15 protein-coding genes, 1 tRNA gene and 1 riboswitch are annotated in these 14,424 nt (G+C 71.1%); of the genes, 11 read left to right on the forward strand and 5 right to left on the reverse strand.

The features are described 5' to 3' along the window. Positions 1-112: 112 nt before the first annotated feature. The 3 genes from FGX59_RS12685 to xylF form a co-directional block, all read right to left on the reverse strand. Positions 113-883: an ATP-binding cassette domain-containing protein gene (locus FGX59_RS12685; protein WP_138466896.1), complete on the reverse strand. Its 771-nt coding sequence runs from the start codon at positions 881-883 to the stop codon at positions 113-115. After that, entirely contained in the window at positions 883-2,175 is a 1,293-nt protein-coding gene (locus FGX59_RS12690; protein WP_138466897.1) for a sugar ABC transporter permease, read from the reverse strand. The genes FGX59_RS12685 and FGX59_RS12690 overlap by 1 nt, the downstream gene beginning before the upstream one ends. Before the next feature lie 106 nt (positions 2,176-2,281). Then, on the reverse strand, positions 2,282-3,310 hold the full coding sequence (gene xylF / locus FGX59_RS12695; RefSeq protein WP_138466898.1) for a D-xylose ABC transporter substrate-binding protein: 1,029 nt from the start codon (positions 3,308-3,310) through the stop codon (positions 2,282-2,284). A 145-nt stretch (positions 3,311-3,455) separates the two neighbouring features. Here xylF and FGX59_RS12700 point away from each other — a divergent pair, with 145 nt between their 5' ends. From FGX59_RS12700 to FGX59_RS12740, 9 genes are all read left to right on the forward strand, one after another. After that, positions 3,456-4,658 carry an ROK family transcriptional regulator gene (locus FGX59_RS12700; protein WP_138466899.1) on the forward strand — a complete coding sequence of 401 codons (1,203 nt, stop codon included), beginning with the start codon at positions 3,456-3,458 and terminating at the stop codon, positions 4,656-4,658. After that, a complete protein-coding gene (locus FGX59_RS12705; RefSeq protein ID WP_138466900.1) occupies positions 4,648-6,144 on the forward strand; it encodes a CRTAC1 family protein in 1,497 nt (498 codons plus the stop codon). The genes FGX59_RS12700 and FGX59_RS12705 overlap by 11 nt, the downstream gene beginning before the upstream one ends. Positions 6,145-6,194: 50 nt before the next feature. Beyond that, positions 6,195-6,290: riboswitch (TPP riboswitch) on the forward strand. A 49-nt stretch (positions 6,291-6,339) separates the two neighbouring features. Further along, on the forward strand, positions 6,340-7,149 hold the full coding sequence (thiM, locus tag FGX59_RS12710) for a hydroxyethylthiazole kinase (RefSeq protein ID WP_138466901.1): 810 nt from the start codon (positions 6,340-6,342) through the stop codon (positions 7,147-7,149). Next, complete coding sequence (thiE, locus tag FGX59_RS12715; protein WP_138466902.1) at positions 7,146-7,784, forward strand: thiamine phosphate synthase; 639 nt, start codon at positions 7,146-7,148, stop codon at positions 7,782-7,784. Before thiM ends, thiE begins: the two co-directional genes overlap by 4 nt. Then, on the forward strand, positions 7,781-8,599 hold the full coding sequence (gene thiD / locus FGX59_RS12720) for a bifunctional hydroxymethylpyrimidine kinase/phosphomethylpyrimidine kinase (protein WP_138466903.1): 819 nt from the start codon (positions 7,781-7,783) through the stop codon (positions 8,597-8,599). The genes thiE and thiD overlap by 4 nt, the downstream gene beginning before the upstream one ends. After that, a complete protein-coding gene (locus tag FGX59_RS12725) occupies positions 8,596-9,531 on the forward strand; it encodes an ABC transporter substrate-binding protein (protein WP_138466904.1) in 936 nt (311 codons plus the stop codon). The genes thiD and FGX59_RS12725 overlap by 4 nt, the downstream gene beginning before the upstream one ends. Continuing rightward, positions 9,528-10,214, forward strand: coding sequence for a thiaminase II (tenA, locus tag FGX59_RS12730; RefSeq protein ID WP_138466905.1), 687 nt, complete (start codon positions 9,528-9,530; stop codon positions 10,212-10,214). The genes FGX59_RS12725 and tenA overlap by 4 nt, the downstream gene beginning before the upstream one ends. Further along, the gene (locus FGX59_RS12735; RefSeq protein WP_138466906.1) at positions 10,211-10,933 is read left to right on the forward strand and encodes an ABC transporter ATP-binding protein; all 723 of its coding nucleotides are present in this window, start codon (positions 10,211-10,213) and stop codon (positions 10,931-10,933) included. Before tenA ends, FGX59_RS12735 begins: the two co-directional genes overlap by 4 nt. Continuing rightward, positions 10,930-11,655 (forward strand): ABC transporter permease, encoded by a 726-nt coding sequence (locus FGX59_RS12740; RefSeq protein WP_138466907.1) that lies wholly within the window; start codon positions 10,930-10,932, stop codon positions 11,653-11,655. The genes FGX59_RS12735 and FGX59_RS12740 overlap by 4 nt, the downstream gene beginning before the upstream one ends. Positions 11,656-11,673: 18 nt before the next feature. Here FGX59_RS12740 and FGX59_RS12745 read toward each other — a convergent pair whose 3' ends face one another. Beyond that, complete coding sequence (locus FGX59_RS12745; protein ID WP_138466908.1) at positions 11,674-12,822, reverse strand: alpha-D-ribose 1-methylphosphonate 5-triphosphate diphosphatase; 1,149 nt, start codon at positions 12,820-12,822, stop codon at positions 11,674-11,676. A 182-nt stretch (positions 12,823-13,004) separates the two neighbouring features. Here FGX59_RS12745 and FGX59_RS37560 point away from each other — a divergent pair, with 182 nt between their 5' ends. After that, on the forward strand, positions 13,005-13,805 hold the full coding sequence (locus FGX59_RS37560; RefSeq protein WP_171060628.1) for a GntR family transcriptional regulator: 801 nt from the start codon (positions 13,005-13,007) through the stop codon (positions 13,803-13,805). Between the two features lie 100 nt (positions 13,806-13,905). After that, positions 13,906-13,982, forward strand: a tRNA-Arg gene (locus FGX59_RS12755). A 96-nt stretch (positions 13,983-14,078) separates the two neighbouring features. Here the strand turns inward: FGX59_RS12755 and FGX59_RS12760 are convergent. Continuing rightward, positions 14,079-14,288, reverse strand: a complete 210-nt coding sequence (locus FGX59_RS12760) for a hypothetical protein (RefSeq protein ID WP_138466909.1) — start codon at positions 14,286-14,288, stop codon at positions 14,079-14,081. Between the last annotated feature and the right edge of the window lie 136 nt (positions 14,289-14,424).

Genomic DNA, 14,424 nt, shown 5'->3' on the forward strand with positions numbered 1-14,424 from the left:
GCCCTATCCGATGAGGCGGCAGAGGTCGACCTCCCGCGTCGGAGGGGGTCAGGGGGAACCACCGGTTCCCCCTGCCTGGCCGCAGCGCCTCCCCGCGCCGCCGCCTGTGCCGTCAGGCCGCTGCGTGATCGCCCGGATGCTTGCCCAGGATGATCATCCCCAGGAGGTCGTCGTCGCTCACCTTCGCGACATCGACCGTCCCCACCAGCTGGCCGTTCTTCATCACGCTCGCCCGGTCGCAGAGCTGCATCACGTCATGGATGTCGTGGCTGATCAGGAAGATGCCGATCCCCTGGCGCTTCAGCTCCTGGATCAGCTCGGCGACCATCTGCGTCTCGTGCGGCCCGAGCGCCGCGGTCGGCTCGTCCATGATCAGGATGCGGGCGTTGAAATAGACCGCCCGCGCGATTGCCACCGACTGCCGCTGCCCGCCCGAAAGCGCCGAGACCGGCTCGGAGAACTTGCGGAAATTCGGGTTCAGCCGCGCCATGATCCTCGCGGTCTCCGCCTCCATCCGCGCATCGTCCACCAGTCCGGTCGCCGTCACCAGCTCGCGCCCGAGAAACAGGTTGGCCGAGGCGTTCAGATTGTCGGCCAGCGCCAGCGTCTGGTAGATCGTCTCGATATTGCAGGCGCGCGCGTCGCGGGGATTGTGGATATGCGCCACCGAACCGTTGATGCGGATCGTCCCGGAATCCGCGCGATACGCGCCCGAGAGGATCTTGATCAGCGTCGATTTCCCCGCGCCGTTATGGCCCAGAAGCCCGACCACCTCGCCGGGCCAGAGATTGACGCTGACATGGTCGACGGCGTGGACGCCGCCGAAGCTGATGCAGATATCCTCCATCTCCACCAGCGGAGTGCCTGTGCGGTCGATGCTCATCAGCGGGCTCCCATGCGCTTGCGGTAGAGGATGTCGATCAGCACGGCCAGAACCAGCACCGCGCCCACGACGATGTTCTGGAAGGGCGCGTCGACGCCGACCATCGCCATGCCCGATTGCAGCGACTGCATGATCAGCGCGCCGAGGATCGCGCCGTAGATCGTGCCGATCCCCCCCGAGAGCGCCGTGCCGCCGATCACCGCCGCCGCGATCACCCGCAGCTCGTCGAGCGTGCCGATATCGTTCGAATGGTTGGCCAGCCGCGCCGAGGCGACCATGCCCGCCAGCGCGCAGAGCACCCCCATGATGGCGAAGATCTTGACCGTCAGCAGGCGCGTGTTGATCCCCGAAAGCTCCGCCGCATCCGGATTGCCGCCGGTCGCGAAGATATAGCGCCCCAGCCGCGTGCGCTGCGCCACCACCGTCATGACCACCGCGATCGCCAGCAGCAGCAGCACCGAATAGGGAATGCCGTAGCCCTGGGTGTAGCCCTCGGGCATGACCTCGCCCCTGGCCTCGAAGATCCGCCGCAGCCGCGCCGCGGGGATGTCATAGGCGTTGAGGATGGCGACGAAGCCCAGGATCGCCGCCGCGATCAGCGCCGCCAGCACCGCCTCGGCCCAGACCGGCTTGACCGGCTGGCCATGTCCCGCCTTGGCTCGCCGCGCAGAGAGGAGCGCCCAGAGCGCCACCGCCACCGCCGCGAGCCCGACGATCCAGCTCGCCGTCGGTCCCAGCGTGCCGTTGATCCCGCCGAAGGCGACGAAGGTCGGGTCGAGCGGGCCGATCGTCTGCCCCGAGGTCATGTACCAGGCGACATTGCGCCAGACGAGCAGCCCGCCCAGCGTCACGATGAAGGCCGGGATCGTCAGGTAGCCGATCAGCCAGCCGTTGAAGGCGCCGATCGCGCCGCCGACCACCAGCCCCGCCAGGATCGACAGCCAGGGGATCAGCGGATGGCCGATCTCCAGCCCCGCGATCCCGGGCAGCCAGCGCGCCTGCATCATCGCCATCACCGCCGAGCAGGTCGCCAGCAGCGAGCCGACCGACAGGTCGATATGCCGGGTGACGATGACGAAGACCATGCCGGTCGCCATGATCGCCACCGACACGGTCTGGATCGTCAGGTTGAACACGTTGCGCGCGGTCAGAAAGCGGCCGTCGGTCATCAGGTTGAAGACCAGGCAGACGGCGATGAAGGCGCCGATCATGCCAAGGAGCCGCGTATCGACCTCCAGCGATTTCAGGAAGCCCTGTTTCGGCGCCGCCCCGGCGCCCGTGGTCTCGGCCATGGCCGTACCCCCCCTGTCGGTATTCAGGATGCCCTCGCCCGGCAGCGGGTCCGCCCGCCGCCGGGATCCGTCGCGGACGGGGCCGCCGGGCCCCGCCCCGCCCGGCTCAGTCGCAGGGCGCCGGACCGCTCGACACGCCCTGGCAGAGCGCGTCCTTGGTGATCCAGCCGGCATCGACCACGGCGGTCAGGTTGTCGGCCGTCACCGGCATCGGCTTGAGGAATTTCGCGGTCAGCTCGGTGCCCGAGGGCGAGGTCCACATGCCCGCGCCGTCGATATCGGCCATCGCGGTGCCCGAGGCCATCGCCACGGCGATCTCCGCCGCCTCGCGGCCGAGCTCGCGCGCGTCCTTCCAGACGCTGACCGTCTGCGTTCCCAGCGCGATGCGGTTCAGCGCGGCATGGTCGCCATCCTGGCCCGAGACCGGGATCCCGTCCATCCCCTGCGCCGTCAGCGCCGCCACCGCGCCGCCCGCCGTGCCGTCATTGGAGGCCACGACCGCGTCGACATTGTTGTCATTGGCGGTCAGGATCTGCTCCATGTTGCGCTGCGCATTGGCCGGCAGCCAGCCATCGGTATAGGCCTCGCCGACGATGTTGACCTTGCCCGCGTCGATCGCCTCCTGCAGCACCTCCTGCTGGCCGCCGCGCAGGAAATCCGCGTTCGGGTCGGTGGGCGAGCCCTTGATCATGACGTAGTTGCCCTCGGGCGCCTGCTCCAGCACCGCGCGGGCCTGCATCCGGCCGACCTCGACATTGTCGAAGGTCAGGTAGAAGGCGCGCGGATCGTCGATCAGCCGGTCATAGCCGACCACCGGAATGCCCTCGTCCGCAGCCGCCTGCACCGCCGGGCCGATCGCCTGGCTGTCCTGGGCGAGGATGATCAGCGCGCTGACACCCTGGGCGATCAGGCTCTCGATATCCGAAAGCTGCTTGGACGACGAAGATTGCGCATCCGCCGAGACATACTGCGCCCCGGCCGCGTCCAGCGCCGCCTTCATCGCGGCCTCGTCGGTCTTCCAGCGCTCCTCCTGGAAATTCGACCAGCTCACGCCGACGGTAATGTCCTGGGCCATCGCAAGATGCGACACGGATGCGGCAAGCACCGCCAGAGCGGTGATCCTGATGGTGTTCATGATGTCCTCCCGTTGCGGCGCGGCCCGGACTCCCCTCCGGAATGGCGCCTGCCGTTACCGGTAGCAGAGTTAAATTCGGCACGCAAAATAAATTCTGGCTCCCGTCGCGGAATCCGGCCATTCTGCCCGCGGGGGAGGACAGACCATGATCCGCGACCAGCGCAGCCAGGGCCGACACGCCATCCTGGCCGAAATCCGCAAGGCCGGCGCCATCGCCCGGGTCGACCTGGCGCAGCGCACCGGGCTGAGCCAGGCGACCGTGACCGCGATCACCGCCGAGCTGATGGCCGCCGGGCTGATCGAGGAGAGCCCCGCCCTGGTCGCCGCCGGCGACGGCCGCCGCGGCCGCCCGCGGGTCGGGCTGCAGCTGCGCGGCGCGGCGCATCTGGTGGCGGGCGCCAAGGTCGCGGACCGCACGATCTCGGCGGCGATCGTCGATTTCGCCGGCAAGCTCCTCGGCGAGGCGACGCGTCCCCTGCCCGGCAAGGGGCTCGAGGCCGAGGCGCTGGCCGCCGAGCTGACCGTCGCGACCGCGGCCGCGGCCAGCGCGGCGGGCTGCTCGATGGCGGATATCTCGGGGCTCGGCGTCGCGCTGGCGGGGATCGTCGATGCCGGGGCCGGGATCGCCCGCTGGTCGCCCGCGCTCGCCACCCGCGACACGCCCTTCCGCGCGGTGATGGAGGCCGCGGCCGGCCTGCCCTGCTTCATCGACAACGACGCCAACCTGGTCGCCATGGCCGAGCTCTATTTCGGCGAGGGCAAGGGGATCGAGGATTTCCTGGTGGTCACGGTCGAGAGCGGCGTCGGCCTCGGCATCGTGCTGGGCGGGCGCGTCTATCGCGGCACCCGCGGCTCGGGCGCGGAATTCGGCCATATGAAGGTGCAGATCGACGGCGCGCTCTGCCGCTGCGGCCAGCGCGGCTGCCTCGAGGCCTATATCGCCGATTACGCGCTCCTGCGCGAGGCGGCGCTGCGGCCGGGCTACCGCGCGGGCGATCCGCAGGAGGACATGGCCGCGCTTCTGGCCCAGGCGCGGGCGGGCGAGCCGATGGCCGCGAGCATCGTCGCCCGGGCGGAGCGCATCTTCGCCATGGGGCTGGCCAATCTGGTCAATATCTTCGACCCGCAGCTGATCATCCTCTCGGGCGAGCTGGCGCAGCACGACTATCTCTATGACGCGAAGGTCATCGCCATGGTGGCGGGCCAGACCGTGCAGGCCGGCACGCCGCCGCCCGAGATCGTGGTGCATCGCTGGGACGACCTGATGTGGGCCCGCGGCGCGGCGGCCTATGCGATCGAGGGGCTGGCGGCGCGCGCGCTCGACAGCCTGGGCGAAGATGCGGCCTGAGGCGCTGCTGGCGCTGCTGCCGCTCCTGGCCCTGCCCGCGGCGGCCGATCCGCGCTTTGCCCCCGTCGACATGCCCGCCCATGCCTATGAGGGCGGCTGGGAGCATTTCACCGGCGGCGGGCTCGCCGTGCTCGACTGCGACGGCGACCGCCTGCCCGATCTGGTCGCGGCCGGGGGCACGGCGCCGCTGCGGCTCTTCCGCAACCGCGGCGGGCTGGTCTTCGAGGCCGAGAGCCTCGGCATCGACGCCACGACCGGGGCCTATCCGCTCGATCTCGACAGCGACGGCCGTCCAGACCTGGCAGTGCTGCGCGCCGGGCCGGATCTCCTGCTGAAGGGCGGACCGGATTGCAGCTTCGTTCCTTTCGAGGGGCTGGGCTTCGAGAGCGGCGACCACTGGAGCACCGCCTTCTCCGCCACCTGGGAGCCCGGGCAGAGCCTGCCGACCCTGGCCTTCGGCGCCTATGTCGACCGCGCCGATCCCGAGGGCCCCTTCGGCGCCTGCGACGCCAACCGGCTCTACCGGCCCGAGGGCAGCCGCTACGGCGCGGCCCTGCCGCTGGAGCCGGGCTTCTGCGCGCTCTCGATGCTCTTCTCCGACTGGGGCGGCGGCCGCGCCGACCTGCGGATCTCGAACGACCGGCACTACTACGTGCGCGGCGGCGAGGAGCAGATGTGGGCGATGGAGGACCCGCCGCGGCTCTACGGGCCGGAAGACGGCTGGCAGAGCTTCCAGCTCTGGGGGATGGGCATCGCCTCGCGCGACCTTTCGGGCGACGGCCGGCCGGAGGTCTTCATGACCTCGATGGGCGACCAGCGCCTGCAGGAGCCGGTCCCGGGCGCGCCGGGTCCTGCCTATCGCGACGTGCCCTTCTCGCGCGGGACCACCGCCCACCGACCGCATGCCGGGGCGGACGGGCGGCCCTCGACCGGCTGGCACGTGGAATTCGGCGATCTCGACAATGACGGGCGGGACGACGTGTTCATCGCCAAGGGCAATGTCGACCAGATGCCCGAGATGGCGATGGAGGACCCCAATTCGATGCTGCTGCAGCAGCCCGATGGCAGCTTCCGCGAGGTTTCGGTCGCGGCGGGGGTGGCAAGCCCGGCGCGCAGCCGCGGCGCCGCGCTGGCGGATTTCGACCTCGACGGGCGGCTCGACCTTGCCGTCGTCAACCGCCGCGCGCCACTGGAGCTCTACCGCAATGTCACCGCGGATACCGGCCACTGGCTTGCCGTGACGCTGGAACAGCCGGGACCGAACCGCAATGCCATCGGCGCGAAGATCGAGCTGGACCTGCCGGAGCGGCGCGTCCTGCGCGAGGTCACGGTCGGCGGCGGCCATGCCGGCGGCCAGCTCGGCCCTCAGCATTTCGGGCTCGGCGCGGCGGAAACGGTGCGGCTGCGGGTGATCTGGCCCGGCGGCGAGCCCGGCCCCTGGCAGGAGCAGGCCGCCGACCGCGCCGTCACGCTCCGCCGCCCCTGAGCGCCCGGCATTTCCGGGGGTGACATTCCCCGGCCAAGCCCTTAATTTCGCCGGAACGACAGGGGCGTCCCGCATCGCTGGGCTGAGAAGAACCCTTTGAACCTGAACCGGATCATGCCGGCGGAGGGAGTCGCTTCGCCGGTCCGGGGCAGATGCCCGCGGACGGGAGCCTCCCGGAAACCGGAGGGAGGCAGTATGGCCATCGCCGAAGACACGCTCGCCACCAGCCCCGCAGAGGCGCTGTCGCGGATGCGCGCCGCCACGCCGCTGGTGCAATGCATCACCAATTACGTCGCCATGGGCTATGCCGCCAATGTGCTGCTGGCCGCGGGCGCCTCGCCCGCCATGGTCCATGCGGCCGAGGAATCCGGCGAATTCGCCGCGATCTCGGGGGCGCTGACGGTCAATATCGGCACGCTCAGCCCGGCTTGGGTCGAGGGCATGGCCGCCGCCATCCGCGGCGCCAATGCGGCCGGAACGCCCTGGGTGCTGGACCCGGTCGCCTGCTTCGCCACCGGCTACCGCAAATCGGTCACGCGCGATCTGGCGGCGCTGAAGCCCGCGGTGATCCGCGGCAATGCCTCGGAGATCCTGGCGATGGGCGGCGGCGCGGGCACCGGCAAGGGCGCGGATGCGGGCGATCCGGTCGAGGCCGCGGCAGAGGCCGCCCGCGCGCTGGCGCAGGAGCTCGGCTGCGTCGTCGCCGTCACCGGGCCCGAGGACTTCCTGACCGACGGCACGCGCGCGCTGCGGATCTCGGGCGGGGCGCCGGTGATGCCGCTCGTCACCGCGACGGGCTGCGCGCTGACGGCGCTGACCGGCGGCTATGCCGCGGTCGCCCAGCCCTTCGAGGCCGCGCTGGCCGCGCTGGTCCATTTCGCCGTCGCGGGCGAACGCGCCGCCTTGCGCGCGACCGGCCCGGGCAGCTTCGCCCCCGCCTTCCTCGACGCGCTGGCCGCGGTGCAGCCCGGGGACATGGGGCTCGGACGGGTGCGCGCGGCATGAGGCCGATCGACCTCTCCGTCTACCTGGTGCTCGATCCCGAGCTCTGCGCCGCGATCGGCATGGTCGAGACCGCGGTCCGCGCGGTCGAGGGCGGCGCCACTGCGGTGCAGCTCCGCGACAAGGCCGCGCCCCATGCCGAGCTGGTCGCCACCGGGCGGGCGCTGAAGGCGGCGCTGGCCGGGACCGGCGTGCCGCTGATCGTCAATGACGATGTCGCCGCCGCCATCGAGATCGGCGCCGACGGGCTGCATATCGGCCAGGGGGACATGCTGCCGCACGAGGCGCGGATGCGGATCGGGCCCGAGATGATCCTCGGCCTGTCGGTGGAAACGCCGGAACATGCCGCCGCGGCCGATCCCCGGCTCGTCGACTATGTCGGCGCGGGCCCGGTCTTTGCCACCGCGACGAAGCCCGGCCATGCCGCGCCCACGGGCTTCGGCGGGCTGGCGCGGATCATTGCCGCCACGCCCCTGCCCGCCGTGGCGATCGGCGGGGTGAAGCACGGCCATGCCGCCGAGGCCGTCGCCGCCGGGGCCCGCGGCCTTGCCGTGGTCTCGGCGATCTGCGGCCGCCCCGATCCGGCCCGCGCCGCCCGCGTGCTGGTCCATGCGATGAAGAAAGCGAGGGAAGCATGATCCCCAATGTCCTCTCCATCGCCGGTTCCGACCCTTCGGGCGGGGCAGGCATCCAGGCCGACCTGAAGGCCTTCTCGGCGCGGGGCTGCTACGGCATGGCGGCGCTGACCGCGCTGACCGCGCAGAACACCCAGGGGGTCACCGGCGTGCATCCGGTGCCGCCGGAATTCGTCGCCGCGCAGATCGCCGCGATCTTCGCCGATATCCGCGTCGATGCGGTCAAGATCGGCATGATTGCCAGCGCGGGGATCGCTCTGGCCGTGGCCGATGCGCTGCGCCCCCATGCCGGGATCCCGGTCGTGCTCGACCCGGTGATGGTCGCCAAGGGCGGCGCGTCGCTGCTGGCCGATGACGCGGTCGCGGCGCTGCGCGGCGCGCTCCTGCCGCTGGCCACGCATGTCACGCCGAACCTGCCCGAGGCGGCGGTGCTGCTCGATGCCGCCGAGGCCGCGACGCGCGAGGAGATGCTGGCGCAGGGCCGGCAGCTCGCCGCGCTCGGCCCGGCCTGCGCCATCGTCAAGGGTGGCCACCTGCCCGGCGGCGAGAGCCCCGACCTGATGGTCGCGCAGGACGCCCTGTGCTGGTTCGAGGCCCCCCGCCGCGACACGAAGAACACCCATGGCACCGGCTGCACGCTGTCCTCGGCCTTCGCCGCCGAGCTGGCCAAGGGGCAGCCCGATGCAGAGGCCTTCGCCGCCGCCAAATCCTATGTCGCCGCCGCCATCGCCGCCTCTGACGCGCTTGACGTCGGGCACGGCCATGGCCCGACCCACCATTTCCACGCGCTCTGGCGCCTCCCGGAGGAGACCGCATGAAACACCTGCTGATGACCGCCGCCCTGCTGGCGGCCCCGCCCGCCCTGGCGGCCGACAAGATGACCCTGCTGCTCGACTGGTTCGTCAATCCCGATCACGGCCCGATCATCGTCGCCAACGAGCTGGGCTATTTCGAGGAGGCCGGGCTCGATGTCGAGATCGTCGCCCCCGCCGATCCCTCCGACCCGCCGAAGATGGTCGCAGCCGGCAAGGCCGACCTGGCCGTCAGCTACCAGCCGCAGCTGCATCTGCAGGTCGCCGAGGGCATGCCGCTGAAGCGCGTCGGCACGCTGATCGCCACGCCGCTCAACTGCCTGCTGGTGCTCGAGGACAGCCCCTATGACACCGTCGCCGACCTCAAGGGCAAGAAGATCGGCTTCTCCGTCGCGGGGGTCGAAGAGGCCGTGCTGGGCCGGATCCTGAATGAGGCGGGGCTGAGCCTCGACGACGTCGAGCTGGTCAACGTGAACTGGTCGCTCTCGCCCGCGCTGATGGCGGGACAGGTCGATGCGGTGATCGGCGCCTACCGCAATTTCGAGCTGAACCAGATGGAGATCGAGGGCCGGCCGGGCCGCTGCTTCTATGTCGAGGAGGCCGGGCTGCCGACCTATGACGAGCTGATCTACGTGGCCAATCCCGAGACCATGGACCGCGACATGATCCAGCGCTTCCTCGGCGCCACGGAGAAGGCCGCGCAATTCATCGTCAACCATCCCGAAGAGGGCTGGGAGCTGTTCTCGGGCACGGCGAAGGAGCTGCAGGACGAGCTGAACGAGAAGGCCTGGGCGGATACCTGGCCGCGCTTCTCGGTGACGCCGGCCGGGCTCGATGCCGGGCGCTACAAGCGGTTCGAGGCCTTCCTGCACGAGGCCGGGCTGATCGACGAGATCCTGCCGGTGAGCGATCTGGCGATCGATCTGGGGGCGGAATGACGGCACCCGATTACGGCCGGGCCTTCGCGGCCTGGCGCGCCGCCTGCGGGCCGGACTGGGACGCCTATGCCCGCCATGCCTTCGTCGAGGGCATGCGCGACGGCAGCCTGCCCGGCGAGGCGTTCCACCACTACCTGGTGCAGGACTACGTCTTCCTCGTCCATTTCGCCCGCGCCTGGGCGCTGGCGGTGGTGAAATCCGAGACGCTGGAGGAGATGAAGACCGCCGCGGCCACGGTGAACGCGCTGGTGAACATGGAGATGAAGCTCCATGTCGAGACCTGCGCGGGGCTCGGGATCTCCGAGGCGGAGCTCTTCGCCGCGCCGGAGAGCCCGGCGAACCTGGCCTATACCCGCTACGTGATGGATGCCGGGCTTTCCGGCGATCTGTGCGATCTGCTGGCGGCGCTGGCGCCTTGCGTGCTGGGCTATGGCGAGATCGGCGCGCGGCTGGGCGCGGAGGCGGCGGCGGACACGCCCTATGCCGACTGGATCGCCGCCTATGCCGGGGAGGAGTACCAGCAGGTCTGCCGCGAGGCCGGGCGGGTGACCGATGCCGCGCTGGAACGGCGGCTGGGGCCGGACTTCACCGCCGCGCCGCGCTGGGAGCAGGTGACGCAGCGGTTCCGCATGGCGACGAGGCTCGAGGCCGGGTTCTGGCAGATGGGGCTCGAGCTGGCATGACCGCCCCGGGGCTGCGCGTCGCGGGCTCCGCCTGGCTGGGCGAGGTGCCGCTCTTCGAAGGGCTCGACTTCCGCGCGGAGGCGGCGGGCTGGACCTGCATCCTGGGCCCCTCGGGGGTGGGCAAGTCGACGCTGATCCGGCTGATCGCGGGGCTCGACACCGGGGCGCGCTTCGAGGGCGAGGTCGCCGCAACGGATGGCGCGCCGCTGGGCGGCCGGGTGGCCTGGATGGCGCAGCAGGACGAGCTGCTGCCCTGGCTGAGCGTGGCGCAGAATGCCGGGCTGGGCGCGAGGCTGCGCGGAGGAAGGGCGGACTCGGCCGCCGTTGCCGCCCTTCTGGCCCGCGCCGGGCTGTCCGCCCAGTCTGCAAGGCGGCCCGCGCAGCTCTCCGGGGGCCAGCGGCAGCGCGTGGCGCTGGCGCGCACGCTGATGGAGGACCGGCCCGTGGTGCTCCTGGACGAGCCCTTCTCGGCGCTCGACGCCAAGACCCGCGCCGAAATGCAGGATCTGGCCTTCGAGATGCTCGCCGGGCGCACCGTGGTGCTGGTGACCCATGATCCGGGCGAGGCCGCGCGGCTGGGCTCGCGGATCTGGCTGATGGGACCGGGCGGGCTCGGCGAGGTCGAGGTGCCCGCCGCCCCGGCGATCCGCTCGGTGGACGATCCCGGCTGCCTGAAGGTGCAGGGCGAGCTCCTGCGGCGGATGAGGGCGGCGGCATGAGATACGCCCTGCCCGCGCTCGCCCTCCTGGCGCTCTGGCAGGCGGTGGTCTGGATCGGCCAGATGCCCGCCTTCATCCTGCCCTCGCCCCTGCGGGTCGCCACGGCGCTCTGGTCGAATGCCGGGCTGATCCTGCACCATGCCGGGGTGACGCTGGCCGAGGTGCTGGCCGGGCTGGCGCTCGGCGCGGTGCTTGGCGCGGCCACGGCGCTGGCCATGGCGGTCTCGCCGCTGGCGCGCAGCCTGATCCGCCCGGCGCTGGTCCTGACCCAGGCGCTGCCGGTCTTCGCGCTGGCGCCGATCCTGACGCTGTGGCTGGGCTACGGGCTCTGGTCGAAGGTGCTGATGGCGGTGCTGATCATCTACTTCCCGGTGGCTTCGGCCTTCTTCGACGGGCTGATGCGCACGCCGCCGGGCTGGCTCGACCTGGCCCGGGTGATGGACGCGCCGAAGCGCCGGGTGCTGTGGCACATGCGGGTGCCCGCGGCGGTGCCCTCGCTGGCCTCGGGGCTGCGGCTGGCGGCAGTCTATGCGCCGATCGGGGCGATCATCGGCGAATGGGTGGGCGCCAGCCAGGGGCTGGGCTACCTGATGCTCCTGGCCAATGGCCGCGCCAAGATCGACCTGATGTTCGCCGCGCTGATCGTGCTGGCGGCGATGACGCTGCTGCTGCACCGCGCGGTGGGCTGGGCCTGCGACCGGACGGTGGCGCGGATGGGCTGAGCCCGCCCGCCGGGCGGATCAGGCCACCTGCCGCCCGCCCGACCAGACGCCGCGGATCACCGGGATGCCTGCATCGGTGACGCGGAAGCGCAGCAGATCGGCGCGCAGCCCCGGCGCCAGCCGCCCGCGATCGGCGAGGCCCAGCACCCGTGCGGGCGCGGCAGTGACCGTGTCGAGCCCGCGCGCCATGTCCTCCCAGTGCCGCCCCAGCATCACCGCGCCGAGAAGCAGCGCGGCGGGGACGTAGTCCGAGCTGAGGATGTCGAGCCGCCCGGCCCGCGCCAGCTCGAGCGCCGAGACATTGCCGGAATGCGAACCGCCGCGCACGAGATTGGGCGCGCCCATCATCACCGCAATGCCATGGGCGCGGCAGGCCTCCGCCGCCTCCGGCGTGGTCGGGAACTCGGCCAGCTGCACCCCGGCCGCCGCCGAGGCCGCCACATGCGCCGCCGTCGTGTCGTCATGGCTGGCCAGCACCGCGCCGAGGCGGCGCGCGCGGGCCACGGCGCCGGTCTGGTTCTCCGCCCCGATGCTGTCGCGCAGCTCTTCGAGGAAGCGGCAATAGGCGGCGAATTCGGTGGCATCGAGCCCCATCGCCTTCTTCGTCCAGACCTCGAATTTCGCCAGGTCGGTGAATTGCCGCTGGCCGGGCGTATGGTCCATCAGGCTGATCAGCCGCACACCGTCGGCCGGGCCGAAAGCGTCGAGCTCGGCCAGCAGGGTCTGGGTCGGGATCTCGGCGCGCAGATGCAGGAAATGCGAGATCTTCAGCGCCCCGGCATCGGCCATCGCCTGGATCTCGTCGCAGAGCCGCCGGGCGTATTCGCGGTAGCCGGTATCGCGGCCGGGATAGCTGAGCGTGCCGACCCGCACCGCGTCGAAGACGGTGGTGATCCCGCAGGAGGCCAGCTCCGCGTCATGCGCCATCACCGCGGCATGGTGCGGCCAGTCGACGCCCGGGCGCGGGGCGATATGGCGCTCGAGATTGTCGGTATGCAGCTCGATCAGCCCCGGCGCGACGATGTCGCCCTCGCAATCGACCGCCCCCGCCACGCCGGCCGGACCGGTCTCCACCGCATGCAGCAGGCCGTGGCGCAGCACCAGATGGCCCTCGGCCATCCTGCCGCCGAGCGGCAGCCGGGCATTGGACAGGATCAGGTCGGTCATGGAGCGGGTCCGCTGGCTGCGAGGGCGCGACATGCCCCCGCCCCTGACTGCCAAGCACCGGCAGGCTTGTCCAGTGGCGCGCCCCTCGCCCAAGGGTTGCACTCCGCGGCCGGAAACGTAATATGATACCTAATCTAACTTGGGGCGTCAGGCGGTCCGGACCTTCCGTTCCGGCAGCCGGGATGCCGCGCAGAACAGAGTGGGGCGTGGCGATGGGCAGGGCAAGCATCTGGAATTCGATTGCCGAGACGCTGCGCGCCGACATCCTCGACGGGTGCTACCGCCCGGGCGAGAAGCTGCCCACCGAGACCGAGCTGGCCCGCCGCTTCGGCGTGAACCGCCACACCCTGCGCCGCGCCGTTGCCGCGCTGGCCGCAGAGGGGCTCCTGCGCAGCCAGCGCGGGTCCGGGGTCTATGTGCGGCCGCGGCCGGTGACGCTGCCGATCTGCGGCGGTCTCGACCTGCCCGTGCAGCTTGCCGATAGCGCGCGGCTGCCGCTGCGCCGCAGCCTGCGGCTGCTGCGGCGCCCGGCCGCCGAGGCCGAGGCGGAGGCGTTCGACTGCCGGACGGGACTGGAGCTGCTGTTCTGGGAAACCCTGCTGGAGCTCGACGGCCATCCGGTCTGCCTCTGCCACGACCTCCTGCGCGAGGACCGCGTGCCGGGCATCGCCCAGCAGCTTGCCGCCACGGTCCCGTCGCCGCCGGTGCCGATGCGCGAGCTGCTGGGCGCCTGCGGCCTGTCGCATCCCGAGATGCGCAGCGTCCGGGTCTGCGTCGATCCCCCCGATGCGGCGATGGCAGAGCGGCTCGGCCAGGCGGAGCCCGGGCCGGTGCTGCATTCCGTCGCGCTGGTGGAGGACGGCGCGGGCATCGCGGTCAACCTGCGCGAATACTGGGTCGATGCCGAGCGCGCCTGCCTGAGCTTCAGCCCCGGCCGTCGCCGCGGCACGGGCCCCCGCCTTCCCGTCGGCTGCTGCAGCTAGCGGCAGGCCGCATCCCGCCGTCCCGCGCGGCAAATTTCGGCCCCGCCCCGTCTTTCGGCTTGGCCCCGTCGCACCGGCTGGTGTAACGAGGTGGCCAGCCGGCCCCTTAGCTCAACTGGATAGAGCACGGTCCTTCTAAGTCCGCGGTTTCAGGTTCGAGTCCTGAAGGGGTCGCCATCGCGTCCAGTCATGTGCCAATGCACCATAAGCTCGCACGTTCTGGCGGTTTTCATGCACATCCCCTGTCAAGAGACATAGCGCGACAGGTGAAGCTTAGCGCTTTTTCAGGTGGTTCGAGATCCCGCTCATCGCGACCTCCCGAAGATAGACAGGACCCGCCTCCAGCCCTTCGGGCCGGAACGGCTTGACGTCGGCCGCAGGGAACACCGCGAAAATCGTGTTGCGATATAGTCCGGTCTCCTCGGCGATCATCGTGGGCGTCACGACTCTCTGCCGAAAATCCTTGATCTCGGCATCGGACATCAGCCACTGCTAACGCGCAGTCTTCGGGCTTTTGACCAGGGTGCCTAGTCACCTGAATCTAAAGTCCCTGACATACGGTCTTTTGGCAGAAGCGCTTCACTGAGGCGAGAATTTCGTCTGCGGACTTGTGCCAGCG

The organism is Poseidonocella sp. HB161398 (assembly GCF_005870025.1).
GTDB lineage: Bacteria > Pseudomonadota > Alphaproteobacteria > Rhodobacterales > Rhodobacteraceae > Mangrovicoccus.

What these genes read in the sequence shown, in the direction of transcription:
- FGX59_RS12685 (WP_138466896.1), bottom strand. Translation starts at nt 883, where the DNA reads ATGAGCATCGACCGCACAGGCACTCCGCTGGTGGAGATGGAGGATATC.
- FGX59_RS12690 (WP_138466897.1), bottom strand. Translation starts at nt 2,175, where the DNA reads ATGGCCGAGACCACGGGCGCCGGGGCGGCGCCGAAACAGGGCTTCCTG.
- xylF (WP_138466898.1), bottom strand. Translation starts at nt 3,310, where the DNA reads ATGAACACCATCAGGATCACCGCTCTGGCGGTGCTTGCCGCATCCGTG.
- FGX59_RS12700 (WP_138466899.1), top strand. Translation starts at nt 3,456, where the DNA reads ATGATCCGCGACCAGCGCAGCCAGGGCCGACACGCCATCCTGGCCGAA.
- FGX59_RS12705 (WP_138466900.1), top strand. Translation starts at nt 4,648, where the DNA reads ATGCGGCCTGAGGCGCTGCTGGCGCTGCTGCCGCTCCTGGCCCTGCCC.
- thiM (WP_138466901.1), top strand. Translation starts at nt 6,340, where the DNA reads ATGGCCATCGCCGAAGACACGCTCGCCACCAGCCCCGCAGAGGCGCTG.
- thiE (WP_138466902.1), top strand. Translation starts at nt 7,146, where the DNA reads ATGAGGCCGATCGACCTCTCCGTCTACCTGGTGCTCGATCCCGAGCTC.
- thiD (WP_138466903.1), top strand. Translation starts at nt 7,781, where the DNA reads ATGATCCCCAATGTCCTCTCCATCGCCGGTTCCGACCCTTCGGGCGGG.
- FGX59_RS12725 (WP_138466904.1), top strand. Translation starts at nt 8,596, where the DNA reads ATGAAACACCTGCTGATGACCGCCGCCCTGCTGGCGGCCCCGCCCGCC.
- tenA (WP_138466905.1), top strand. Translation starts at nt 9,528, where the DNA reads ATGACGGCACCCGATTACGGCCGGGCCTTCGCGGCCTGGCGCGCCGCC.
- FGX59_RS12735 (WP_138466906.1), top strand. Translation starts at nt 10,211, where the DNA reads ATGACCGCCCCGGGGCTGCGCGTCGCGGGCTCCGCCTGGCTGGGCGAG.
- FGX59_RS12740 (WP_138466907.1), top strand. Translation starts at nt 10,930, where the DNA reads ATGAGATACGCCCTGCCCGCGCTCGCCCTCCTGGCGCTCTGGCAGGCG.
- FGX59_RS12745 (WP_138466908.1), bottom strand. Translation starts at nt 12,822, where the DNA reads ATGACCGACCTGATCCTGTCCAATGCCCGGCTGCCGCTCGGCGGCAGG.
- FGX59_RS37560 (WP_171060628.1), top strand. Translation starts at nt 13,005, where the DNA reads ATGCCGCGCAGAACAGAGTGGGGCGTGGCGATGGGCAGGGCAAGCATC.
- FGX59_RS12760 (WP_138466909.1), bottom strand. Translation starts at nt 14,288, where the DNA reads ATGTCCGATGCCGAGATCAAGGATTTTCGGCAGAGAGTCGTGACGCCC.